Origin of the sequence: Polaribacter cellanae, assembly GCF_017569185.1 — a bacterium.
Lineage (GTDB): Bacteria > Bacteroidota > Bacteroidia > Flavobacteriales > Flavobacteriaceae > Polaribacter > Polaribacter cellanae.
Genome location: NZ_CP071869.1, coordinates 279,439 through 305,797, shown reverse-complemented (window position 1 = coordinate 305,797; position 26,359 = coordinate 279,439). Strand labels below are relative to the sequence as shown.

General features: G+C 29.2%; 24 protein-coding genes. 10 read left to right on the top strand and 14 right to left on the bottom strand.

The window, feature by feature from the left end; genetic code table 11:
* Together holA and J3359_RS01445 are read right to left on the bottom strand one after the other, a co-directional pair.
* Positions 1–1,002 (bottom strand): DNA polymerase III subunit delta, encoded by a 1,002-nt coding sequence (holA, locus tag J3359_RS01450; protein WP_208078983.1) that lies wholly within the window; start codon positions 1,000–1,002, stop codon positions 1–3.
* A 5-nt stretch (positions 1,003–1,007) separates the two neighbouring features.
* The gene (locus J3359_RS01445; RefSeq protein WP_208078982.1) at positions 1,008–1,727 is read right to left on the bottom strand and encodes a hypothetical protein; all 720 of its coding nucleotides are present in this window, start codon (positions 1,725–1,727) and stop codon (positions 1,008–1,010) included.
* A gap of 18 nt (positions 1,728–1,745) precedes the next feature.
* Between J3359_RS01445 and J3359_RS01440 the strand changes: the two genes are divergently transcribed.
* Positions 1,746–2,189, top strand: coding sequence for a type I restriction enzyme HsdR N-terminal domain-containing protein (locus tag J3359_RS01440; RefSeq protein ID WP_208078981.1), 444 nt, complete (start codon positions 1,746–1,748; stop codon positions 2,187–2,189).
* Positions 2,190–2,359: 170 nt separating this feature from the next.
* A complete protein-coding gene (locus tag J3359_RS01435; protein WP_208078980.1) occupies positions 2,360–3,358 on the top strand; it encodes a glycosyltransferase family 2 protein in 999 nt (332 codons plus the stop codon).
* A gap of 55 nt (positions 3,359–3,413) precedes the next feature.
* On the opposite strand, the gene J3359_RS01430 is transcribed toward J3359_RS01435, so the two are convergent.
* The 8 genes from J3359_RS01430 to nusB all read right to left on the bottom strand — a co-directional run bounded on the left by J3359_RS01430 (position 3,414) and on the right by nusB (position 9,909).
* On the bottom strand, positions 3,414–4,034 hold the full coding sequence (locus tag J3359_RS01430) for an L-threonylcarbamoyladenylate synthase (RefSeq protein WP_208078979.1): 621 nt from the start codon (positions 4,032–4,034) through the stop codon (positions 3,414–3,416).
* A 73-nt stretch (positions 4,035–4,107) separates the two neighbouring features.
* A complete protein-coding gene (locus tag J3359_RS01425; RefSeq protein WP_208078978.1) occupies positions 4,108–4,809 on the bottom strand; it encodes a response regulator transcription factor in 702 nt (233 codons plus the stop codon).
* Between the two features lie 11 nt (positions 4,810–4,820).
* Positions 4,821–6,389, bottom strand: coding sequence for a sensor histidine kinase (locus J3359_RS01420; protein WP_208080387.1), 1,569 nt, complete (start codon positions 6,387–6,389; stop codon positions 4,821–4,823).
* Positions 6,390–6,491: 102 nt separating this feature from the next.
* Positions 6,492–7,088, bottom strand: coding sequence for a dephospho-CoA kinase (gene coaE, locus J3359_RS01415; protein WP_208078977.1), 597 nt, complete (start codon positions 7,086–7,088; stop codon positions 6,492–6,494).
* 2 nt (positions 7,089–7,090) lie between these two features.
* Positions 7,091–8,029 (bottom strand): CdaR family protein, encoded by a 939-nt coding sequence (locus tag J3359_RS01410; protein WP_208078976.1) that lies wholly within the window; start codon positions 8,027–8,029, stop codon positions 7,091–7,093.
* Positions 8,030–8,130: 101 nt separating this feature from the next.
* Positions 8,131–8,451 (bottom strand): preprotein translocase subunit YajC, encoded by a 321-nt coding sequence (gene yajC, locus J3359_RS01405; protein ID WP_208078975.1) that lies wholly within the window; start codon positions 8,449–8,451, stop codon positions 8,131–8,133.
* Between the two features lie 5 nt (positions 8,452–8,456).
* Positions 8,457–8,918, bottom strand: a complete 462-nt coding sequence (locus J3359_RS01400) for a DUF1573 domain-containing protein (protein WP_208078974.1) — start codon at positions 8,916–8,918, stop codon at positions 8,457–8,459.
* 52 nt (positions 8,919–8,970) lie between these two features.
* Positions 8,971–9,909 (bottom strand): transcription antitermination factor NusB, encoded by a 939-nt coding sequence (gene nusB / locus J3359_RS01395; protein ID WP_208078973.1) that lies wholly within the window; start codon positions 9,907–9,909, stop codon positions 8,971–8,973.
* 267 nt (positions 9,910–10,176) lie between these two features.
* Between nusB and J3359_RS01390 the strand changes: the two genes are divergently transcribed.
* Positions 10,177–11,958 carry an ABC transporter ATP-binding protein gene (locus tag J3359_RS01390; RefSeq protein WP_208078972.1) on the top strand — a complete coding sequence of 594 codons (1,782 nt, stop codon included), beginning with the start codon at positions 10,177–10,179 and terminating at the stop codon, positions 11,956–11,958.
* 78 nt (positions 11,959–12,036) lie between these two features.
* Positions 12,037–12,399, top strand: a complete 363-nt coding sequence (locus J3359_RS01385; RefSeq protein ID WP_208078971.1) for a PUR family DNA/RNA-binding protein — start codon at positions 12,037–12,039, stop codon at positions 12,397–12,399.
* A 335-nt stretch (positions 12,400–12,734) separates the two neighbouring features.
* Here J3359_RS01385 and J3359_RS01380 read toward each other — a convergent pair whose 3' ends face one another.
* Together J3359_RS01380 and J3359_RS01375 are read right to left on the bottom strand one after the other, a co-directional pair.
* A complete protein-coding gene (locus tag J3359_RS01380; protein WP_243765970.1) occupies positions 12,735–13,796 on the bottom strand; it encodes a chorismate-binding protein in 1,062 nt (353 codons plus the stop codon).
* A gap of 28 nt (positions 13,797–13,824) precedes the next feature.
* Entirely contained in the window at positions 13,825–14,244 is a 420-nt protein-coding gene (locus J3359_RS01375; protein WP_208078970.1) for a PaaI family thioesterase, read from the bottom strand.
* A gap of 71 nt (positions 14,245–14,315) precedes the next feature.
* Between J3359_RS01375 and J3359_RS01370 the strand changes: the two genes are divergently transcribed.
* From J3359_RS01370 to uvrB, 6 genes are all read left to right on the top strand, one after another.
* On the top strand, positions 14,316–14,807 hold the full coding sequence (locus J3359_RS01370) for an IS1096 element passenger TnpR family protein (protein WP_208078969.1): 492 nt from the start codon (positions 14,316–14,318) through the stop codon (positions 14,805–14,807).
* Positions 14,808–14,971: 164 nt separating this feature from the next.
* A complete protein-coding gene (locus J3359_RS01365) occupies positions 14,972–15,871 on the top strand; it encodes an ABC transporter ATP-binding protein (RefSeq protein ID WP_208078968.1) in 900 nt (299 codons plus the stop codon).
* 96 nt (positions 15,872–15,967) lie between these two features.
* A complete protein-coding gene (locus J3359_RS01360) occupies positions 15,968–16,813 on the top strand; it encodes an ABC transporter permease (RefSeq protein WP_208078967.1) in 846 nt (281 codons plus the stop codon).
* A 47-nt stretch (positions 16,814–16,860) separates the two neighbouring features.
* Positions 16,861–19,479: a T9SS type B sorting domain-containing protein gene (locus J3359_RS01355; protein WP_208078966.1), complete on the top strand. Its 2,619-nt coding sequence runs from the start codon at positions 16,861–16,863 to the stop codon at positions 19,477–19,479.
* A gap of 94 nt (positions 19,480–19,573) precedes the next feature.
* Positions 19,574–22,495 carry a T9SS type B sorting domain-containing protein gene (locus J3359_RS01350; RefSeq protein WP_208078965.1) on the top strand — a complete coding sequence of 974 codons (2,922 nt, stop codon included), beginning with the start codon at positions 19,574–19,576 and terminating at the stop codon, positions 22,493–22,495.
* 69 nt (positions 22,496–22,564) lie between these two features.
* A complete protein-coding gene (uvrB, locus tag J3359_RS01345; protein WP_208078964.1) occupies positions 22,565–24,553 on the top strand; it encodes an excinuclease ABC subunit UvrB in 1,989 nt (662 codons plus the stop codon).
* Positions 24,554–24,587: 34 nt separating this feature from the next.
* Here uvrB and J3359_RS01340 read toward each other — a convergent pair whose 3' ends face one another.
* Positions 24,588–25,076, bottom strand: a complete 489-nt coding sequence (locus J3359_RS01340) for a hypothetical protein (RefSeq protein ID WP_208078963.1) — start codon at positions 25,074–25,076, stop codon at positions 24,588–24,590.
* Between the two features lie 69 nt (positions 25,077–25,145).
* On the bottom strand, positions 25,146–26,342 hold the full coding sequence (gene sucC / locus J3359_RS01335) for an ADP-forming succinate--CoA ligase subunit beta (protein ID WP_208078962.1): 1,197 nt from the start codon (positions 26,340–26,342) through the stop codon (positions 25,146–25,148).
* Between the last annotated feature and the right edge of the window lie 17 nt (positions 26,343–26,359).

Here is a 26,359-nt window from a genome sequence, read left to right as displayed (position 1 = left end):
TTAATGTAAAATTTTAAATAATAACTCCTTTAAAATATCTTCATTGGTTTGTTTCGCGCCAACTCCTTTACTTTTTACATCTGCATCTCTTAAAAAAGCGATTACTTGTGCTACTTTTCGCATTGAATAATTTCTACCCGCTAAAAAATATTCGTCTACAAAATACGGATTTACACCCAATGTTTTAGCCACAGAACTTTTCGATTTGTCTTTTAATCCATGAAACATTAATAACTGGGTAAAAAAACCATTTAGCAAAGAAATTGTCATTACCAAAGGATTATTTTTAGGGTTCTCCGCAAAATAATTAATAATTCTATTGGCTTTTACAATGTTCTTCTCTCCTACTGCTTTTCGCAATTCGAAATTATTAAAGTCTTTAGAAATTCCAATATTTTCTTCTATATGCTTATCTGTAATAATGGTTTCTTTAGGAAAAATTAGCATCAACTTGTCTAATTCGTTGGATATTTTACTTAAATCTGTTCCTAAAAACTCAACCAACATTAAAGAAGCTTTGGGCTCTATTTGGTATTTTTCCCCACTTAAAACTCTACGAATCCAATCTGAAACTTGATTTTCGTACATTTTTTTACTCTCGAAAACCAAACCTGATTTCGCAATTACTTTATGCAGTTTTTTTCGTTTATCAAGTTTTTTGTATTTATAATTGATAACCAAAACTGTGGTTGGTTGTGGGTTTTCTGCATACGAAACTAACTTCTCAATACTTCTGCTTAAATCTTGTGCTTCTTTAACAATTAAAACCTGCCTTTCTGCCATCATTGGGTAGCGTTTTGCAGCTCCAACAATATCTTCAATTGTTGCATCTCTCCCATACATTATTTGCTGATTGAAACCTTTTTCTGTTTCATCTAACACATTATTTTCAATAAAACCGGAAATTTTATCTATGTAATAAGGCTCTTCTCCCATTAAAAAATAGATGGGTTTTAAGTTTCCTTTTTTTATATCTGCAACAATTGCGTTTATTTCGTTCATTTATATTAATCAGTATTTTTAAAATTATACAACGTTCCATTAAACTTCAATGTATCAACCCTTCTAAAAGTTTTACTAGCTATAATGCTATCATTAGATGTTGTTTCTATTTTAGTATTAGATTTAATTAACAAATCATAAAACTCTTTATTTTTTTTCGTGGAAACGCTTATACGTTTTTTTTCAGTAGAAGAAACAACATTAGTTCTATCCCAGTTACTTTCATCAATATAAAGATAACTTGGAAAATCCTTTAAAACTTCTTTAAAAGAACGTTTTTCTTCTATAAAAATAGAAGAAAGTTTTGAATAAGACTGGTTAACTTTAGAGCTACTTTTATAATGTGCTTTAATAATAATATTATTATTTCTATCAGATAAAATAAAATCAGGAATTAAAACTGCTACATCAATTAAAGCATTTGCATCTGTAAACCATAGTGATTTAAACAATTTCTTTTTTAAGATTTTATTTTTATAAAGTTTTAATATATATACATCATAAGTTCCTGCTTCATTAGAGAACTCGTTATCAGGAATAAAAAATGGAAGTAGAATTATACTACTGTCGTAATTTATTTTTTTTACTCTAAAAAATTTTTTTGAAAAATTTTGTTTGCTTATAGATAATTGAGAAAAAATATCCTTAATTAAATTATCTTTTTCTTGTCCATAAACAATCTCAGAGAAAAGAAACATAATTAAAATCAATAAAATCTTTTTCATAATTACTATTTTTGGTGGATGCAAAAATTGAATCTACCAAACTATAAATTCAGACTCAAAAGTAACGAAAATAACACGCTTATTTTCGATAATTTGAGAAAAAAATACATGGTTTTAACTCCAGAGGAATGGGTTCGTCAGCATTTTGTGCAGTTTTTAATTGATAAAAAAAAATATCCTATTTCTTTAATTGCATTAGAAAAACAACTGATTATTAACAATCGAAAAAAAAGAACGGATATTTTGGTTTTTAATAAAGAAGGATATCATGATATTATTGTGGAATGCAAAGCGCCTTCCATAAAAATCACGCAAGCTACTTTCGACCAAATTGCTCGTTATAATTTAAAGTTAAAAGCTAATTATTTAATTGTTACCAATGGTTTAGAACATTTTTATTGTAAAATGGATTTTGAAAACGAAACCTATATTTTTTTAAAAGAAATTCCTGATTATTCATAGTACTTGTTATTTCTGTATAGACAAAAAATCCATAACTAATTTCTTAAATTACACCAACAAGATATTAAGAATTACAGGTTTTACTTTTTAGTACTAAAAAAGACTGCAAAATTATCTTAATTAAGAGAAAATTAAAAGTAAACTAATTTTTAAAATGTAAATTCGCAACCTTGAAAACAGCCATTGTTATATTAAATTGGAACGGAAAAAAACTCTTAGAACAGTTTTTACCTTCTGTTGTGAGATTCAGTTCTGAACTTGCAGATATTTATGTGGCAGATAATGCTTCTACAGACGCTTCTATTTCTTATGTAAAAGAGTTTTTTCCTTCAGTAAAAATTATAGAAAACACTGTAAATGGAGGTTATGCCAAAGGTTATAATGATGCTTTACAAGCTGTAGATGTAGATATTTACTGCTTATTAAATTCTGATATTGAAGTAACCGAAAACTGGTTACCTCCTATTTTAAACGTTTTTAAGAATGAAGCGAATACTGCGATTGTACAGCCTAAATTATTAGATTTTAAAGACAAAACAAAGTTCGAATATGCTGGTGCTGGAGGTGGATTTATCGATTTATTTGGTTATCCATATTGTAGGGGACGCATTTTTAATAATTTGGAAGTTGATAATGGTCAGTTTAACGACACAAAAGATATTTTTTGGGCATCTGGAGCTTGTTTATTTATTCGATCTAAAGTATATCATAAAATTGAAGGTTTAGACGAAGATTATTTTGCACACCAAGAAGAAATTGATTTGTGTTGGAGAGCCCAAAATATTGGTTATAAAGTAAAATATGTTGGAAAATCTACTGTTTATCATATTGGAGGAGCTACTTTACAGGAAGCAAATCCGTATAAAACTTATTTAAATTTTAGAAATAGTTTATTAAATATCATAAAAAACGTTCCTAAAAAGTGGTTTTTATTCGTCGTTTTTTTTCGTTTAATTTTAGACGGAATAGCTGGTTTAAAATTCATTCTCGAATTAAAACCTATACATACATGGGCTATTTTAAAAGCACATTTAAGTTTTTACAAAAACTTTTTTAAATTCTTAGGAAAAAGAAGAAAACTACAAAAAAAACAAAATTATAATTTACATACAAGTATTGTTTGGCAGTATTTTGTTTTGGGGAGAAAGAAATTCGAGGAACTTGAATAGGTTTAAAATTCAAAGTTCAAACCTAAACCTTGAATTTTGAATTCGAAACTTTGAATTAAAGAATGTCTAAACTTCCTTTTCCTTCTCTAATTATTTCTGGTTTATCTGTAGTTAAATCGATTACTGTAGATGCATAATTATCTCCATAACCACCATCGATAACAACATCTACTAATTTGTTCCATTTTTCGAAAATGAGTTCTGGATCTGTTGTGTATTCTAAAATATCATCTTCATCATGGATAGATGTTGATATAATCGGGTTTCCTAAAGCCTCTACCAAACACCTAGCAATATTGTTATCTGGAATACGAATGCCTACTGTTTTCTTTTTTTTAAATACTTTTGGTAAGTTGTTACTTCCTGGTAGAATAAAAGTATAAGGTCCTGGTAACGCTCTTTTTAGAATTTTAAAAGTTGGTGAATCTATTTGTTTTACATAATCCGAAAGGTGACTTAAATCGTTGCAAATAAAAGAGAAATTGGCTTTTTCTAGCTTCACACCTTTTATCTGCGCAATTTTTTCTAAGGCTTTTGTATTGGTAATATCGCAACCTAAACCATAAACAGTATCTGTTGGGTAGATAATTAATCCTCCAGAACGCAAAATCTTTACAACTTTTGCGATTTCTTTTGGATTAGGATTCTCGTTATAAATTTTAATAAAGGCTGCCATATTATAAAAATACAAAAAAAACTCAGCTTATTTTAAAAACTGAGTTTATTTTTTATAGGAAGTTTTTTTAAGTTTAGTTTTTATCTACCAACCTAAATCCTTCTCCATGAATATTTAAAATTTCAACATTTTCGTCGTCTTTTAAATACTTTCTTAATTTTGCGATGTACACATCCATACTTCTAGATGTAAAATAATTATCGTCTCTCCAAATTTTTGTTAATGCTAATTCTCTTGGCATTAAATCGTTTTTATGGATTGCTAACATACGTAATAATTTTGCTTCTTTTGGAGATAGTTTAGAGGGTTCTCCTTCTTTACCAACAGATAAATGTCTTAACTTAGAGTTGAAGAAGAAACTTCCAATATTAAACTCGAATTGCTCACTTTCTGTAGTGTTATCTGATTCTTTACGTTGTAAAATTGCTTTTATCTTGTGCAATAATACTTCCGAATCGAAAGGCTTGTTTAGATAATCGTCTGCTCCAACTGCATATCCTTTTAAAACATCTTCTTTTAAAGTTTTTGCTGTTAAAAAGATAATTGGTACTTCTTTATTTGTGCTTCTAATGTCTTGTGCTAAAGAAAAGCCATCTTTTCTTGGCATCATTACATCTAAGATACACAAATCGTAATCGCTGTTTTTAAACATTATTAAACCTTCGATACCATCTTTTGCGTGTGTTACATTGTAATCGTTTAATGCTAAATAATCTTTTAGAACCGTTCCAAAATTTGGATCGTCTTCTACTAATAAAATCTTTTTACTTCCCATTGTTATATTTATTAAATTAAAGGTAATTTTACTGTGAATATACTTCCTTGTCCTTTCTCACTTTCAACAAAAACTGTTCCATGATGTTTTTCTACAATTTCTTTTACATAAGCTAAACCTAAACCATGCCCTTTTACATTGTGCACGTTTCCTTTTTGTTCTCTGTAGAATTTATTAAAAACTTGTTTTTGCACTGCTTTACTCATTCCTATACCTTTATCTTTTATTTTAAAGATAAAAAATTTGTTGGTACTTTCTGTATACACATCTATTATAGGTGCGCCTTCTGAATATTTTATAGCGTTTTCTAACATATTAACAACTACATTTGTTAGGTGAAATTGGTTACCTGGTAATTCTGAAACTGCTGCTTTAAAATATGTATTTATACGTCCTTTTCTATCATCTATTAGCAAACTAACATGTGTAATTGCATCTTCGATTACGTCGTGAAAATCTATAGTTTCCTTACTTAAATCTATCTGATTTTTTTCTAATCGAGAAATACGCAATACATTTTCTACTTGCGAGTGCATTCTTTTATTCTCGTCTCTTATCATTTGCACGTAACGCAAAACTTTATCGTTATCTCCTAGAATTTTAGGATTTTTAATTGAGTCTAATGCTAAATTTATAGTTGCAATTGGTGTTTTAAACTCATGCGTCATATTATTAATAAAATCAGTCTTAATTTCTGATATTTTTTTCTGACGAATTAGTTGATACAAAGAACTCGAAAAAGCAATTATAATAATAAAAATAAAGAATAAAGAGAGTAACAATATTCCTGAAATACCTGATAAAATATGTTTATTTTTATTGGGAAAAGTTACATATAAATCGTACTCTACATCTCCATTAATATCGTCAAATAAAGGGTACTTATAACTGTCTTTTCTATTAATTGTATAATAACCAGACTTTAATTTTGTAGCTAAACCATCTTTTGTGTACACACCATATTTAAAATCTAAAGTAATATTTCTTTTTACTAACTCTTCTTTTATAGTTGCATTTAGCTCTTTATTACTAATTCTTTGATGAATTGGTTTTCTAGTATTATAGTCTTTATAAAGTTTGTCGATTTGTAAATCTTCTAATTCTGGAAATTTCTTGGTATAGCTAAAACTAGTTTCATCTTTTGTTGAAAATAAATCACCTACACCTGTGGTTATTTTCGTTTCAAAAAAATCTTTCTTTCCCTTAAATCTCTTAAAGATAATAGAATCGTTGTTTAAAAAATCGGTTGTAAGCTCGAAATTTTCTTCTAAAATAGTACTTCCGTACGTAAATTTTTGCTTAGTAGTTGTATCTATTTCTTGAATTAAAAGGCTTTGTAATTTGGCATTATCTGCAGTTCCTTTTTCTTTAACAAGCGCTTTAATTTTCCTTCTAAACAAACTTGATTCCCGATCGTTAATTCTCTCTGTTGCGCTTCCTAAAGAACGTTGAACATCGTTTTTAAACTGTGCTTTTCTACTCTCTAAAGCATTGTTTATCCAATATAGTTGTACTGTAATAATTCCTATCAAGGAAATACTCATGAGTGCTACAATAACGATAAACATTTTTTTTCGCATCATCAAATTTAACACTTTCAAAAATTGAAATTGAAGTTTTTAACTTTAATTAACGGGTTTAATGAAATTTTAAGGGTTTTTTAACAGTATTACTAATGAATATTAAATTAGCTTGCTTTTTTCTGTTAAAATATTATGAATAATATTTACTTGATTTTCAGTAATTTTAAGGGACAAATTCTCAATTATATAATTAGATTGCAATAATTTTTTATCTTCTTTCCATTGATTGTTTATACGTTCTAAAATTTGAGGTTTTGTGGTTACATCTCTTTCCAAAACACGCTCTATTCTAATATCTAAAGGAACAAAAACCGAAATTATAAAATCGCATTGTGTATCTGCTTTACTCTCAAATAAAATGGCATTTTCATAAATAATATAGGTCTTTTCTTTGTGCTCTTCTATAAATGTTTGAAAATGATTTCGAACTTCTGGATGTACAATACTATTTAATATTGCTAATTTACTCTTATCTTTAAAAACAATATTTGCAATAAAAGATTTGTTTAATTGATTGTTTTTGTAGGTTTCTGCACCAAATTCAAAAATAAGTTTTGTTTTAATCTTTTCTGAAGAATTCATTAATTTTTTGGCCTCTAAATCTGCAATGTAAATAACAACATCTTGTTTTTTAGCAAACATTTTTGCTACAGTTGTTTTTCCACTACCAATTCCGCCTGTTAAACCAACAATCATATTTATTTCTGAATTAAAAAATCTATCTTTTTAGGAGCAATTCTAAAACTCTTTACAAATTTAGATGTACTTGTTACTTTTGGAAGTAAGTAGTTTAGGTTATTCTCTTTTACAACATTGTAATCGCATTCAACCTGAAAAGAACCAGCAGTTATTTTATTAAAATTCGTTAAAGAAGCAACAAACGTAACTCCTATTTTTTTAGGTAAAGTTGTTATTTTAATGTTAGAGGGCAGGTTTGTAATTCTATAAGGAACTTCGATAGTTCCTTCTGTAAACTGCTCTACTTTCCCTGTTACAAATACTTTTGTTTTATCGAACTTTAAATTTTTATTATTGGGTGGTTTTAAAATTGTTACTTCCTTTTTAAAGTTATCTTTTACATCTTCTAATTTAATTGCAGATAATTCTAATTCTGTTAAGCGATCTATTTCTTTTTTAGGTCCTGATACAACAACACTATCTGGAGAAATTACAATATCGTCTGCCAAGTCGTAACCTATATGATATTTAAGTTTTAAATTTGCTTTTAAAGGAAGTTTTTTACTGGTTAAAGTTCCTAAATCTAATAACAAAGAATCTTGCACAATTTCTTGAACAGTAATCCCAGAAGGCATTTGTTTTTGAATGTTATTGAGTTGACTTTTAGTTAAAATATAATAAATATCGTTTTTTTTCTTAACTAAATTATTTGCTTTTATTTCTATTGGTTTTCCACTAAAACCAGATTTTAATATTTTAAATCCGCTTGCTTTTATAGTAATGTCTAATTCTTTTACAGGAGTAGATTGTAATAACTTATTTCGGGCAATTTCTTTATATTCTATGGGAAATTTTATGGTAGTTACATACTCTTTAGATAGTGTAATTAGAAACCAAATAAGTACAGAGGCCAATAGAAAGCCTACAAATGTCTTAGGAATTTTACTTTTCGATTTCAATTTTTAGTATTTTAAATGCAATCTACACAAAAGAGAGCAAACAAAAAAGTGAGTATTGCCTAAAAAGACCCTACTCACTTTTAATATATGTATTTTACTAATTATTTTTTTGCTGGTGAAGCTGAGTATTTTTTACTTAATTCCATAGAAATAGCAGAACGTTCGAATTTTATTCTTCCTGCACCAGTTTCTATTGTTACAGTATTATCTGTATTATTTACCTCTGTAATTTTTCCGTGAATTCCACTAGAAGTAATTACTTTAGAACCTGTTTTAATTTCTGCCTGAAAAGCTTTTTCTTTTTTCTGACGATTCATTTGTGGTCTTATCATAAAAAAGTATAAGACTAAAATCATCGCTGCAAAAGGTAACATACTCATTAAACCTCCAGATTCTGCTTGTAAAAAAATTGTTTGAAACATCGTAATTATTTTCCTTTTGGAATTACAGAACCTTTTATTCTAAGAACTTCTCTACCAGACTCTGTATTAGTAGTTAAAGTAATGTCTTTTTGTTGTCTATTTGGCTTACCTGCTGTGTTAAACTTCACTTTAATTTCTCCTGTTTCTCCTGGTTTAATAGGGGCTTTTGGCCAAACAGGAACTGTACAACCACAAGTAGATTGTGCATTTGTAATTACTAAATCTGTTTTACCAGAATTCGTTAATTTAAATACTTTTTCTACAATATCTCCTTCGTTTACAGTACCAAAATCGTATTCTTTTTCTTCAAAAGAAATAGAGGCTGTTCCTTTTTTAATTTCTGCGTCTCTGTACTTTGCCTTTTCTACGTTGTTCTTATTAATTTTTGAAGCTGCATTTTCGTTTCCACAAGAAACCAATGCTATAGAAGCAACTATAAATGCGAATAAAAATTTTATGTTTTTCATCTTAATTATATTTTTTTTGTAAAAGTAACAAATTTATTATTGTTAACAAGGTTTAAAGTAACCCTCTTCCTATTTTAACAATTTTTTTGGTTTGGATTAATTCTCTTGAAATTTTATCTAAAACTCCATTTATAAAATAACTACTTTTTGTTGTGGAGTAATCTTTAGAAACCTCTATATATTCGTTAATAGTTACTCTTGTTGGTATGGATGGAAAATTAATAAACTCGGTAATTGCCATTTTTATTAAAATCATATCTATTTCTGCGATTCTATCCGATTCCCAATTTGGTGTTTTTTCCTCGATAATTTGCTCGTATTCTTTTTGTTTTAAAACCGTTTTACGGAATAAATTAGACACGAACACCTCATCATCATTATCTTTATATAGAGAACCTAACGTAAAAGTCGTATTTTCTTTTTGTTTGCTTAAAGATTTTACAACCCAAGTATTTACAAACGGAATATCATCTACCCAAGAAATCATAGTATCTTCGAAATAATCTGCCAATTTCTCATTTGGTGCAATAATTTCTTTAAAGAAATCGATTACAAAAGACTTATCCACTTTGTAAGAATCTTCAATCGTATTTAAATATTTTTTATATAAATCGCTTTTTTGTAATGCTTCAAAAATAATTTTCACATACTCATCATCAACCTCCCAATTGTTTAATTTGTTTACAGCTAAATATCCTTCAATACTAATGCTTTCTGCAATTTTATTGATTAATCGGTTTTCTAAAAACTTGGTATTTGGTTTTAAATCTGCAGAAGTTGCTAAAATTTTCTTTTTAGAAAGTGCTATTTTTTTTGCGGATAATTTTTGTACTTCTACCAACAAGCGCAGGTTTAAGACGTACAAATCGAACATTTTTAAAATACTATGTTTCAAAAATTTTTCTTCTTTTAAAACATCATCATTTTTAGATTGAAGCATCGCATATACAGATTGCATTACTTTTACTCGAATATGTCTTCTGTTAATCATTTTCTTAAAGAACTTAATAAATAAATTAATCGGTTTTTTTCTAACACACTGCAAAAATAGTACTATTTTACTTTTAATCGACACACATTTTAAATTCTTTTACGTAAAATTAATATTAAAATTCGGCATTTATTTTATTCTATTCTTTATTGATAAAATACTATCTTCGTGCTTCAAAATAATGTGTTTTTTGTTTCTATTTCAACATTAACAAATAGTCTAAAAACAGTATTACTACTTATATTTTTATAAAACGAAACATCTAAATTGAAGGCTTTACAATACATTAATAAGTATTTTATTAAATATAAATGGCGATTATTAATAGGAATATTAATTACCATTCTTTCTAAAATTTTGGCTTTAAAGGTGCCTCAAATTGTAGGAGATTCTTTAAATATTGTAGAAGATTATCAAACCGCGAAAAACAATAATTTATCCTCAGAAGAATTAGCAGTTTTATTAAAAGAGGTTGAGCATCAACTTCTAATAAATATTTTAATAATTGTTGGTGTTGCTGTTCTAGCAGGTTTTTTTACTTTTTTAATGCGACAAACCATTATCGTAACTTCTCGTTTGGTGGAATTCGATTTAAAGAATGAAATTTATCAACAGTATCAAAAGTTATCGCTTAATTTTTACAAAAAAAACAGAACTGGAGATTTAATGAACCGAATTTCCGAGGATGTTTCCAAGGTTAGAATGTATGTTGGACCAGCTGTAATGTACAGTATGAATATGATTGTGTTAATTGCAGTGGGTTTTACACAAATGATTAGTATTGATGTAAAATTAACGATGTACACTTTAATTCCTTTTCCTCTTTTATCTATTTCTATATTTATTTTAAGTAAAGTAATTCATAAAAGGAGTACTATTGTTCAGCAATATTTATCGAAATTAACCACTTTTAATCAAGAGTTTTTCTCTGGAATTGGCGTGGTAAAATCGTACGGAATTGAGCGTTTAATCATCGCAGATTTTGATACAATTGCAAACGAAAGCAAAGAAAAAAATATACATCTTCATAAGGCAAACGCGCTTTTTTTTCCATTAATGATACTTTTAATAGGACTAAGCAACCTAATTGTAATTTATGTTGGTGGAAAAGAATATATAAATGGTAATATACAGATTGGAACCATTATCGAATTTCTATTATATGTAAATATTTTAACTTGGCCAGTAGCTGTTATAGGTTGGGTAACTTCTATGATACAGCAAGCTGAAGCTTCGCAAGCGAGAATAAATGAATTTTTGGAGGAAGTTCCAGAAATACAAAATAACAATACTTTGCCCACTAAATTGCAAGGAGAAGTTACTTTTAAAAATGTAACTTTTACGTACGATGATACTGATATTACTGCTTTAAAAAACATCAACTTTACTATAAAAAAAGGTGAAACTGTTGCTATTTTAGGAAAAACAGGTGCTGGAAAATCTACGATTATCGAATTAATTGCACGTTTATATGATACTAAAGAAGGAGAAATTCTTTTGGATGGACAAAACATACTAAATGCAAATTTAAATGATGTTAGAAGGCAGATTGGTTTTGTGCCACAAGATCCTTTTCTTTTTTCTGAAACCATCGAAAACAATATTAAATTTGGAAAAGAAGATGCATCTGAAACAGAAATAATTAAAGCTTCGAAAGATGCAGTTGTGCACGAAAATATTATCGATTTTCCACGTGGTTACAAAACCATTTTAGGCGAAAGAGGTGTTACTTTGTCTGGCGGACAAAAACAACGTGTTTCTATAGCCAGAGCAATTATAAAGAATCCTAAAATATTAATTTTTGATGATTGCTTATCTGCAGTTGACACAGAAACAGAAGAACGAATTTTAGAAAACTTAAAGAAAGTTTCTGAAAATAAAACTACTTTTATTATTAGTCATCGTGTTTCATCTGCAAAAAATGCGGATAAAATTTTGGTATTAGATAGTGGAAAAATTACACAACAAGGAACTCACAATCAATTAATAACGCAAGAAGGCTACTACAAAGATCTGTACGAACAGCAACTTTTAGAAAAAGAAAATTAACCTTTAACATTGCTACATTAAATATTTTGTTAGATTTGTTGAGTAAAATAACAATTATAATTACTATTTTTTAAGATTATGGCAGAGAGAGTTGAACAAGAAGAAATTTTTTCACAGGTATTAAGAGCAGGAAGAAGAACGTATTTTTTTGATGTTAGAGCCACAAAAGCAAACGACTATTACTTAACGATTACTGAAAGTAAAAAATTTACGCACGATGATGGAACTTTCCATTACCAAAAACACAAAATTTATTTATATAAAGAAGATTTTTCTGATTTTCATGAAATGCTAAAAAAAGCAACAGATTATATCGTTACCGAAAAAGGAGACGAAGTAATTAGTGAACGTCACCAAAAAGATTTCAAAAAAGAAGAACCAAAAGAAAACCAAGTAAAAGCTCCAGAAAGCTTTACAGATGTTTCTTTCGACGATATATAGGTGTGCAACTGCAGACTGTTTTTGTATTAGTTTTTTTGTGGGAAACAATTCTTCCATATAAATTAATCGAACCGATTTTAATTCAAATTCAATTTACTTACTAAGAAAACCGCAAATGTATGTTTGTGGTTTTTTTTATGATGAAAAAAAATGCCACGAATACACGAATTATTAGGCATAATAATCACACAATATCAGTTAGAGTGTTTTTTATTGGAATAAAAAGAACCTAAAAAAGTATCGAAGCAAAAACCCAATCAATACAAGAAAAATTTTGTGACTTTGTGAGATTTTTTTAGAAAAAAATTAAGTAAAATCTGTATTAAAATAAAAAATTACAAAACACGTTTCATAGTCTTAGCCTTAGAAACAGTTTCTTCCCACTCTTTTGTTGCAATACTGCCTTTTGTAATGCCACCACCAACGTAAATACAAGCAGTATTCTTATCGATTTTCATACAGCGTAAATTTACAAATAAATGAGTTTCTTTTTTTCCTTTTTGGGAAGAGTTAAAATTTATTTCTCCTAAAAAACCTGTATAAAAACTTCTTTTATAGTTTTCTTTTTCTAAAATAAATTGTTTCGCAATTTTTCTTGGCAAACCACAAACTGCAGGTGTTGGGTGTAGCGCAGAAATCAGTTCTTTTAATGTTGATTTTTTATTTAAACGTCCAGAAACCTTTGTTTTTAAATGCAGTAAACTTCCTGCTTTTATGGTTTCTGTTTTGTTTATTTTTAGTGTATTTGCAATTTTTTCTAATTGCTGTTCAATAAAATCGGTTACTAATTGTTGTTCTTCCAATTCTTTCGATTTCCAAACAATATTTTCTTTAGAATTTGCAACTTGCGTTCCTGCCAAAGACATGGTTTTAAAAACCTTCTCTTCAACTTCTAACAATGTTTCTGGAGTTGCTCCTAACCATAGCCCCACTTTTGGATGAAACCAAACGTACACAAAAGCATTTTCGTAAGTTAATAAAAGCTTTTTATAAACTGCAACCAAATCGAAATTTTGCAAAGAAACCAATTCTTGTCTCGAAATAACTACTTTTTGTATGGTTCCCATTTTTATGAAATTAATAGCTTTTTCAACAATTTTAAGATGCTTTTCTTTGGAAGAATTATCAGAAATAAAAGTTTTTTTTAACGAATTACCAATTTTAAAATCGATTTTTTCTTGTAAAAACTCGGCTTTTTCTACAGGAAATAGAATGGCTTTTTCTTCAGAATTAAAAGGCGCAAATACAAAACCACTTTCGCTATAATTTTTAGAATAATGTAATGCATCTTCTTGCATAAAAAAACCAGAAATTTCTTTAGAATTTGGTTTTCTGTAGGCTACAAATGGCTTTTTAGCAGTATAAAAATGGTATATTTTATTAAAAATAAGATTCAATATTCTTGGTTTTAATTTATTATTGAAATTATTTTCTAATGTCTAAAACGATGTTTGTCATTTTAGCAACGGAAATTAAATTATCTTCTTCATCTACAATTGTAACTTCCCAAAGATGTGTTGTTCTACCCTTATGAATATTTTTTGCAGTTGCAAAAACAACACCTTCTCGTTTGCTTTTTATGTGATTTATCGAAAGCTGAATTCCATTTACATATTGGGTTTTGCTATCAATAAAAAAGTTAGAAGCTGCACTTCCCACACTTTCTGCAAGCGCTGCAGTTGCACCTCCATGCAATTGCCCATAAGGTTGGTGCACTCTAGAATTCACGGGCATTTTTGCCGTTAAAAAATCTTTACCAACAGCAACATATTCTATATCAAGGGTTTCCATAAGCGTGTTTTTAGAACGCTCGTTAAATACTTTTAAAATTTCAGAATTATCCATAACCTCTATTTTATAGTGTAAAAGTACGTATAAAAAATTGTATTTTTGCAGTTGAAAAGCTTACTCATTTTATGTATAAAATACGTGTAATTTTAGATACGAAAGAAGATATTATAAGAACCATTCTTGTAAATGATGCCTTTAATTTAGAGGATTTGCATTTTGCAATTGCCAAATCTTTTGGTTTTAATGGACAAGAAATGGCCTCTTTTTATAGAACGGATGAAGAATGGAACCAAGGTGAAGAAATCCCGTTATTTAATATGGCAGAAGCTGGCGAAGGTATTTCTATGAAATCGTGTGCTTTGGTAGAAACCTTGCCAGAAGAAAATAATAAACTAATATATGTGTACGATTTCTTAAAAATGTGGACTTTTTACGTAGATGTTGTTGAAATTTCTTCAGAAACAAAAGAAAATTTACCTGCAATTGTGCTTTCTGTTGGCGAAATTCCTGATGAAGCTCCAGAAAAAGAATTTGTTGCAGATAAGTTAGAAAACGATTTCGATGGAGATGATAACGAATTCGATCCTTTCGACGATTTCGATTTTAATGAGTATTAGTTTTATTTGGCAGTAGCAGCTTTCAGTTAAAGTGTTCGTTTTTAGCTGATATTTATTGCAAAGCGTTTTTTATTGTAATTGTATACTGATGACTGATGAGTAAAATTTGTAACATTTTCAACTTTAAGTCGTCTTACAACTATAACCAACTAAACACAATTTCTTTGGAAACAATACTATCACTTAAAAACCTCGACAAAAAATACGGGTCAGTTCATGCAGTAAACAATCTTTCTTTTGACATTAAAAAAGGAAATGTTTACGGAATTCTTGGGCCAAATGGAAGTGGAAAATCTACCACTTTAGGCATTATTTTAAACGTTGTAAACAGAACTTCTGGTGAGTTTTCTTGGTTTAATGGAAAACTTTCTACACACGAAGCTTTAAAAAAAGTAGGTGCAATTATAGAGCGCCCTAACTTTTATCCTTACATGACTGCATCTCAAAATTTGAATTTAATTTGCACCATAAAAGGAGTTTCACCAGAAAAAATTGACGAGAAATTAAAAACTGTAAATCTTTTCGAACGAAGAAACAGCAAGTTTAAAACGTTTTCTTTAGGAATGAAACAACGTTTAGCAATCGCATCTGCATTGTTAAACGATCCTGAGATTTTAATTTTAGACGAACCCACAAACGGGTTGGATCCTCAAGGAATCCATGAAATTCGTCAAATAATTCAGCTTATTGCAAGTACAGGAACTACTATTTTATTGGCATCTCATCTCTTAGACGAAGTAGAAAAAGTATGTTCTCATGTAGTTGTTATTAGAAAAGGAATAAAATTATATAGTGGTAGAGTTGATGAAATGACTGCCTCAAATGGTTTATTCGAATTGAGAGTAGAATCGGAAGAGCAAAAATTGTTGGAAGTTCTCGAAAAACACCCTGCAATTGGAAAAATTATAAAAGAACACGAAACAATTATTGCTACTTTAAACACAAATATTTCTTCTACAGAAATAAATGCATTCTTATTCGAAAAAGGAATTATTTTATCTCATTTGGTAAAACGTAAACCAAGTTTAGAGCAACAATTCTTAGATTTAACGAACAATAACTAACCCAAAACGTCGGTTCGAGCATTACTGAAATCATTTTTTATAATTAAAAGTAAAAACGAAGTTTGCGAGAACTTAATTATCAAAATATAAAATATCATGTTAAGATTATTAACAATAGAGTTTCATAAATTAAAATACAATCGTGCAAGTAAAGTTTTATCTCTTATTTACTTTGGCTTATTGGCTGCGATTGCTTTAATCGCCGCAATTAAATTTGATATTGGTCCCATAAAATTTCATTTGGCAGAAATGGGGATTTTTAATTTTCCATATATTTGGCATTTTAATACCTATGTAGCTGCTATTTTAAAGTTCTTTTTACTTTTAGTTATTGTTTCTATGATGGCAAATGAGTACAGCTATAAAACTTTAAAACAGAATTTAATTGATGGTTTAAGTAAAAAAGAATTTATCCTTTCTAAATTTTACATCGTAATTATTTTTGCTTTAATTTCTACAATTTTTGTCTTTGTAGTTTCGTTAATTTTAGGTTTTATCTATTCAGATTATACAGAGTTTGCCATTATAACTTCTGGTTTAGAATATTTAGTTGCTTTCTTTATTAAGTTAGTGGGTTTCTTTTCTATGGGATTATTCTTTGGAATTTTGGTGAAAAGATCCGCATTTGCAGTGGGTGCAATGGTTGTTTGGTTTATTGCTGAAAGTATATTTAAAGGCTATTTATTTTGGGCTCTTAAAAGTGCAGAAAATACTAGCGAAAAAGTAGATAGTATAGTGCAGTTTCTACCTTTTGAAGCTATGTCTAACTTAATTAAAGAACCCTTTTCTAGATTAGGAGCTGTTAGATCTGTTGCGAGTCAAATTGGAGAAACATTTACAAAAAGCTATTCTGTAGATTTCTCTACAATTACAATTGTTTTAGTTTGGACATTTATCTTTATCTATTTATCTTTTATATTGTTAAAAAAGAGAGATTTATAGTAGTTTTTAAATATATTTGACGTAAATAAACCATAGTGTATTGTCAAATGAAAAATTTTTTACCCCTAGTTTTAATACTTTTTGCTTTAAATGTATTTTCTCAAAACGATTGTTCAGATGCTTTAATAGTATGTGGAAATAGTGGTTTCCAAGATTTAGATGCTACTGGTTTTGGAACACAAGAATTAAATGGTTCTAACACCTGTTCTAGCGAAGAAAATAATAGCTTATGGCTTAAAATTGTTATTAAAACTTCTGGAACACTCGGTTTTACCTTAACACCTACCAATTCAAATGGAAGCGTAAACACCGACATTAACGAAGATTTCGACTTTTTTATTTTCGGTCCTAATGTAAATTGTGGCAACATAGGTCAAGCTATTAGATGTTCCACTACCAATCCTATTGGAGCTGGTTTGTCTAATAATTTAACAGGTATGAATGGAACCGAAACAGATACTGCAGAAGGTCCCAGTGCAGATGGAAATAGTTTTGTAAAATGGCTTACAGTAAATGCTAATGATTCTTATTTTATTGTTATCGACAGACCAATTGGTAATAGCAATTTTAAAATAGATTGGACTGGTACAGCTACCTTTAGCGATCCTCCTGTTGTAAATGCTCCTGTGAGTGGAACAACTTTTAATTTAGAAGAATGTGACGATAATTTTGCGGATACAATCGAAGCTGCCAACTTTAATCTTTCACAGAATGAAAACACAATTAAAGGCAACCAAGTTAACGTAAATGTAAGCTATCACCTAAATGCTAACGATGCTCAAACAAATACAAACCCTATTACCAATATTACAAATTTTAGAAATACATCGAACCCACAAACAATTTTTACTCGTCTAACAAATTCTGGTTCAGAATGTTTTTCTGTTACAAATTTTCAATTAATCGTAAAAAATACTTTCGATTTAAATGAACCAACAGATTACTTTTCTTGCGACGACCTTGCCAGTGCAAGTAATACTGATGGTTTTTCTGAAGATTTTTTATTACGGTCAAAAGATAGTGAAATATTAGGTTCTTTAGACGCTAGTAAGTTTACGATTAGTTATCATAAAACATTATCAGATGCAGAGAACAATCTTTTACCTATAGATAAATCAATTCCTTACAAAAACGAAACAAAAAACAAACAATCTATTTTTGTTAGAGTTGTTAGTGATAAAGGATGTATAAACACCACTAAAAAATTTAATTTAATTGTAAACCCTGTTCCAAAATTACAAACGATTCCTACGTACATACAGTGTGATTATGATTCTAATTCTATTGATGGTTTTACTACATTTAATTTAGCATCTAAAGAAGCTCAATTAACTGGTGGAGCAACTGGAGTAACTGTAGATTTTTTTGAAGGTGATGATACTCCCATCTTAAATAAAGTAGGTTATATAAATAGAGATGCTGCGAATGTAACAAATCATGTTTTAAAAGTTAAAATTACAAATACAGCAACAGGTTGTTTTCAATTTGGCACACTCGAGTTAAAAGTAACACCAACATCTGGTAGTTTTAATACTTTTGATAATATTTATGAACCAGAAATAAACATTTCAACCTCTCCACGAATCGTTAGCGAAGGTTCTAATGATGCTGTTTTTAATTTTGATAAGCAAATCGATAAAATAATTTTAGCCTCAAGAGGTGCTTTCAATAAAACAGATAATCAGTTTTCTTTTTACCTATCAAGAGATGATGCCGAAAAAGAAATCAATACAATAAAACCTCCTTACAATACATATCGTTACACAAATAATACAGACATATTTCTAAGAATATCTAAAAATAATACCTGTGAAGGAATTGGAACATTTAAATTAATTGTACTCGAAATTCCAGAACCAATGGGCAATACAACTACAATGCCATTATGTATAAATTTCCCTGATAACATACCCATTTTAGAAACCAAACCTTTAAATGGAAGCACAGGTGTTCCCACAGACACGTATAAGTGGTATTTAAATGATGTTTTAATTAGTGGAGAAACAAATCAAATATTAAATGCAAATAAGGAAGGAACCTATAAAGTAGAAGCTAGTAGATTTTATGAAAATGGTGCAGGCTCTAAAGACGATGTAACCACAATAGGCTACAATACTTTTACCTTAAAAAAATCTAGTGTTGCTGTAATAAAATCCATTAAATCTAAAGACGATAATGATTTTGAAAAAGACAATACTTTAACAATTAATGTTTCTGGAAAAGGAAATTACGAATATGCTTTAAACAGCAATGCTATTTCAAATTTCAAAAAAGGAAAAGAAAATTTATCTTATACATTTACAAATGTAAAACCAGGTTTAAATACTGTTTATATTAGAGACACTAACAATTGTGGTATTGTAGCTTCCAAAGAACAATCTTTCATCTATTTTCAAAGACATTTTTCTCCAAATAGAGATGGAAATGTAGATCTCTGGAAAATTCAAGGAATTGAGAACACCTTTTACAAAACCGTTGATTTGAAAATTTTTGATAGATATGGAAATCTCTTAAAAAGAATAAATCAGAAAACAGAGGGTGGTTGGAATGGTATAGCAAATGGAAAAATAATGCCTTCCAACGATTACTGGTATCATGCTGTTTTAATTGATAAAGATGGAAACATACGTGAAAAAAAAGGAAATTTTAGCCTTATAAGAAAATAACAATCTTTTACTATATTATTTTTAGTCATTTAAAATATATTACTAATATATATTTTTTAAATATCTTTGAAGTGTACATTAGAAATATGACCAAATGAAGAATTTATTATCTCTTTTTTTAATATGCATTGCATTAAACACATTTGCACAAAAAGAAGCTAACTTTTGGTATTTTGGTTACAATGCAGGTTTAGACTTTTCAACAGGAGAACCCACAGCTTTAACAGATGGTTTATTAAATACAGATGAAGGCTGTTCTACAATATCAGACAAAGATGGAAACCTACTATTTTATACAGATGGTATAATACTATATAATAAAAATCATGAAATTGTGAAATTTTCTGATGGAACTCCAGCAAATAATTTAGCAGGAAACTCTTCAAGTACACAATCTGCTCTATTTGTACCAAACCCAGTAAACGAAAATATTTACTATCTTTTTACAGTAGGAACAGATTATGTAAGTAGAGGTGGCACAAGAAACCCAGGTTTTAATTACTATACAATAAATAAAAATTTAGGAGAAATAATAGAAGGCCCTATAAATTTAGCAGGTTCTTTAAGCCAATTATGGTCAGAAAAAGTAACCGCTGTTCAAGGAGAAAGTTGCGATTCTTTTTGGATAATTTCTGCTGTTAACAACCAATTTTATTCTTATAAAATAACAGAAACAGGTGTAGATGTAGCTGGCGCGCCACTTCCTAGCACTACAAACTATAATTTAGTTGATAAAAGAGGATATTTAAAAGTTTCTCCTGATGGAAAAAAACTTGCCATGGCAGACTTTAACAAACTTGGAGGTAATAATGGTAACGGAAAACTAGTACTTTTTGATTTTGATAACAGAACAGGAAAAGTATCTAGAGAGGTACAAATTTTAACAAATCCAAGTATAGATGGCGCTCCTTATGGCGTAGAATTCTCACAAAATTCCTCGAAATTATATGTCACAACTTTAGAGAGTATAAGTAATAATAGATATCAAAACAATATATATCAATTCGATTTAAGAAATACAAACATAGCCAGAACCAAAACAAAAATAATCTCTCAAATAGGTTATAGAAGTGGTTTACAACTGGCGTCTAATGGTAAAATTTACGTTTCTATACCAGGGGAAAGCACCCTAGATGTTATTGAAAATCCCAATGATAATGCTACAAATGTAATTTACAAAAGAGCGGCAATTCCTTTAGCAGGCAAAATTGCAAGCCAAGGATTACCACCTTTTATACAATCTTTTTTCTCTCCAGTAAATATCGTTGATAGTAATGATATTTCAAGAACTTTAAGCGATAAAAAACAAGAAGTTTGTATAGATGAAACTCTAAATGTAGTACCGGAAATAGCAGACAACCCATCTGCAGTTTATAAATGGACAAAAGAAGGCGATCCTTCTGTAAACGTTAATACCAGATTATTTTCTATTAGTAGTACAAATTTTGGCTCAGGTGTCTATAAGTTGGAAATAACCATAACAGATGATTGTGGTAGGTATAAAAAATTTAATAGTACTTTAGAAGTTCATTTTAATACATTACCAGCAATAAACGATATACCAGTATATGAACAATGCGATTTTGATGATAATAGAGGTGATTTTACAACCAATTTTAACCTAAAAATATTAGAACCAGAACTATACTCTGAATCAGATAATGTAACTATCGATTTCTTCGAAGTTTCAGACACCTCTTTTTTATCACCCGTAAATAAAAATAATTACATTAATACTGTACCTACAAACGCTACGAACGGAAACCATAAATTAATAGTAAAAATTACCAATACAGCCACACAATGTTTTAACACAAAAGAAATCGAACTAAAAGTAAATCCTTCTGGTATTAATACTTACAAAGATATTTACAAGAGCGAATTAGATACAAATGCAAACACATCTAATGCCATAAAAAGTAATGGTTCTGGAAATACTTTTTATAATTTTGATGTAAAAACCAATCAAATTATAGCAAGTTCTATGGGTAGTTTAAGTCTAACTACACACAATTTTAAATATTATAAAAATAGAGATGATGCTATTCTTCAAATAAATGAAATAGAAAAACCATTCGAAAATACATTGTTTTCTAATAATGATGATATTTTTGTAAGAATCTCTTTAAAAGGTTCTAGAGACTGCCAAAGTATTGGGCAATTTAAAATAAAAGTAAGAGAGCTTCCAATTCCGCAAGGAAATACAACCACACAAATCTTATGTGTTAATAACCCAATAGATAATCCTCAATTAATAAGTATTAATTTAAATGCAAATACAGGTATAGCAACAGATACATACAAATGGTACTTAAATAATACTGAAATAATAGGTGAAAATAACGCAATCTTACAAGCAAAAGCAACAGGTACTTATAAAGTAGAAGCCATAAGAAATTACAAAAACGATATTACAGACCCTTTAGATAATACCATTTGCGTTGGATACAATACATTTACCGTTTTAGAATCGAACGCAGCTGTTATAGAAAATGTTTCTTTTTTAGATAACCAAGACAAAACTATAGACAATTCTATTACCATTAAAGTATCTGGAATAGGAAATTATGAGTATGCTTTAAATGATAATTCTTCCACAAATTTCAAAAAAGGAACAGATAATTTATCTTACACATTTACCAATGTTCCAGCAGGTTTAAACAAAGTATTTATTAGAGATAGAAATGAATGTGGAGAGATTTCCACTAAAGAAATTTCATTTATTTATTTTCAAAGACATTTTACACCAAATGAAGATGGCTTTTTTGATACCTGGAAAATTCAAGGAATAGATAATAATTTTTACAAAGAAGCAAGCTTAAAAATTTTTGATAGGTTGGGTCGTTTGCTTAAAATTATAGATCTTAAAAAAGAAAATGGTTGGAATGGTACTTTAAACGGAAAATTATTACCATCTAACGATTATTGGTATAACGCTGTTTTAATTCCTTCTAAAGCTGGCGAAAAACCAATAAAAAAAACAGGACATTTTAGTTTGATTAGAAGAAAAAATTAGTTTTTAAGAATTAAATAAACTTAATATAAGATTCTTTTAATTTTACAAACAATCCGTATTTTTACAATTATGGAATTTAAATTGGTATCAGAATTTTCTCCAACAGGAGATCAACCACAAGCAATTAAAGAACTTTCTAGTGGAGTTTTATCTGGAGAAAAGTATCAAACCTTGTTAGGTGTTACTGGTTCTGGGAAAACATTTACAGTTGCAAATGTTGTTAAACAAGTAAAAAAACCAACCTTAGTTTTGGCTCATAATAAAACTTTGGCTGCACAATTATATTCTGAGTTCAAACAATTTTTTCCTGAAAACGCAGTAGAATATTTCGTTTCATACTACGATTATTATCAGCCAGAAGCCTACATTCCAGTTACTGGAACATTTATAGAAAAAGATTTATCTATAAATGAAGATATCGAACGACTTCGTTTAAGCACCACTTCTTCCCTACTTTCTGGACGAAGAGATGTGTTAGTTGTCGCTTCAGTTTCCTGTTTATATGGTATTGGAAACCCCACAGAATTTAAGAAAAACGTAATTCCTATTCAAGTTGGGCAACAAATATCTAGAACCAAATTTTTACATCAATTAGTTACCAGTTTATATGCTAGAACCGAAGTAGAAATAAAAAGCGGAACCTTTAAAGTAAAGGGCGATGTAGTTACAATTTATCCTTCTTATGGAGATAATGGCTACAGAGTTCATTTTTTTGGTGATGAAATCGAAGAAATAGAATTGTTCGATTTAGAAAGCAATGCCATTATAAATACTTTTGAAGAATTAAGTATTTATCCCGCAAATTTATTTGTTACCTCTCCAGATGTACTTCAAAACGCCATTCATCAAATTCAGGAAGATATGATGAAACAGATCGATTTTTTTAATGAAATAGGAAAACATTTAGAAGCAAAACGTATTAAAGAACGTACTGAATTCGATTTAGAAATGATTCGTGAATTAGGATATTGTTCTGGAATTGAAAATTATTCTCGCTATTTAGATGGTAGATTACCAGGAACAAGACCTTTCTGCTTGTTAGATTATTTTCCAAATGATTATTTAATGGTTATTGATGAGAGTCACGTAACTGTGCCACAAACCCATGCAATGTATGGTGGAGATAGAAGTAGAAAAGAAAATTTGGTAGAATATGGTTTTCGATTGCCAGCAGCAATGGATAACAGACCTTTAAAGTTTGAGGAGTTTGAAGCCATTCAAAATCAAACCATATTTGTTTCTGCAACTCCTGCAGATTATGAATTACAAAAAACGGAAGGTGTTTTTATAGAGCAAATTATTCGTCCAACAGGCTTGTTAGATCCTATTGTTGAAGTAAGACCAAGTTTAAATCAAATTGACGATTTAATTGAAGAAATTCAAACCAGAGTAGAAAAAGACGAACGAACGTTGGTAACAACCTTAACCAAAAGAATGGCAGAAGAGTTAACGAAATACTTAACAAGAGTAGATATTCGTTGTAGATATATACATTCGGATGTAGATACCTTGGAACGTGTAGAAATTATGCAAGATTTGCGTAAAGGTTTGTTCGATGTTTTAATTGGAGTAAACTTATTACGTGAAGGTTTAGATTTACCAGAAGTTTCTTTAGTGGCTATTTTAGATGCAGATAAAGAAGGTTTTTTAAGAAATACAAAATCATTAACACAAACTATTGGTAGAGCTGCAAGAAATGTAAATGGTTTGGCAATTTTATATGCAGATAAAGTAACTGCAAGTATGCAAAAAACAATTGACGAGACTGAACGTAGAAGAGAAAAACAAATAGCTTACAACACAAAAAACAACATTACTCCTACTCAAATTAACAAAAAAATTGATAATACATTAACAAAATCGGCTGTTTCTAGTTATCATTATAACAATGCACAACAAGTCGCAGCAGAACAAGATTTACAGTATTTACCAAAAGAAGAAATTGAAAAACGCATCCGCTCAAAACGCAAACAAATGGAAGCTGCAGCAAAAGGTTTAGATTTTATTGTTGCTGCCCAATTACGTGACGAGATTGCTGTTCTAAAAGAACAGATTTAATTTTTTTTTTTTAAGAATGGGTAGGAAGAAATTTCTACTCCTTAATCATCCTTAATTTAATAATACTATCAATTAATTTACTCGCTTTTTTCTCGTAAATAGAATCGTCTTTTTGGGTCCAACCACTTTTAGCGTTCTTATTAACTCTACTATTATTAATGTATTTTAATTGCTTTTGAAGTTTTATTATTTTTTGCTGAATAGTTAATTCTTTCCCTTCATTATAACCTAATTTTTTTAGATTCATTTTTAATGTTGTCAGCTGTTTTAAGTAGCTTTTTTCTTGAACTGGAGACCATTTTTTAGCCGTTTTAAACTTTTTTCTCTGCTTTTTTAGAAAATTTATTTTAGCCTTTATTTTTTTAATTAAAATTGTATAATCTTGTTCTAAAACGACAACATTTGGTTTATATTTTGTCAAAGAAATAGCTCCAAACGAAAAGGTAGAAGCGAAAATAAAGAGTAAAAAAAATGTAATTTTAAAAGAGAGTTTCATAGAATATAAATATACTATTTTTTTCATTTCAAAAATTGAGCCAAAAAAAACCTTTACAAAAGATGTAAAGGTTTTTTCTATGTATTAAAAACTTTATTAAGCCTCTAAAACTTCCTGTACTTTATCTGCTGCTTCTTGGAACTCTGTTGCAGAAATTATTTCCATTCCAGAATTGTCTATCAATTCTTTTGCTTCTTTTGCATTTGTACCTTGTAAACGGCAAATAATAGGAACATTAATTCTGTCTCCCATACTTTTGTAAGCATCTACAACACCTTGTGCAACTCTGTCACAACGAACAATACCTCCAAAAATATTTACTAAAATTGCTTTTACATTCGGGTCTTTTAAAATAATACCAAAAGCAGTTTCTACTCTTTGTGCATCTGCTGTTCCACCAACATCTAAAAAGTTGGCAGGTTCTCCACCAGATTCTTTAATTAAATCCATAGTTCCCATTGCCAATCCAGCTCCATTAACCATACAACCAACGTTTCCATCTAAATCTACATAGTTTAAACCAGCAGCTTTCGCTTCAACTTCAATTGGGTTTTCTTCTCTTAAATCGCGCATTGCTGCATAATCTCTATGTCTATATAACGCATTTTCATCTAAAGAAACTTTTGCATCTACAGCCATAATTTTATCATCAGAGGTCTTTAACACAGGATTAATTTCGAACATCGAAGAATCTGAACCAATATATGCTTTGTATAAATTCGTTACAAATTTTGTCATTTCTTTAAAAGCAGTTCCAGACAAGCCTAAATTGAAGGCAATTTTACGTGCTTGAAAAGGCATAATTCCTAATAAAGGATCTATTTCTTCCGTAAAAATTAAATGTGGTGTTTCTTCTGCAACTGTTTCTATATCCATTCCTCCTTCTGTAGAATACATAATCATATTTTTACCAGTAGCTCTGTTTAATAAAACAGACATATAATATTCGTCTGGCTCAGAATCTCCAGGATAATAAACGTCTTCGCAAATTAAAACTTGGTTTACTTTTTTACCTTCTGCAGACGTTTGTGGAGTCACTAACATCATTCCAATAATCTCGTTAGAAATGCTTTCTACTTCTGCTAAATTTTTAGCCAATTTTACGCCTCCACCTTTTCCACGACCACCTGCGTGAACTTGTGCTTTTATAACATGCCAACCTGTTCCTGTTTCCGCAGTTAATTGTTTTGCTGCATCTACAGCCTCTTTATGATTACTTGCAACAATTCCGCGTTGTATTCTAACACCAAAACTGTTTAAAATTTCTTTTCCTTGATATTCGTGTAAGTTCATTCTTGTAAATGTTTAAA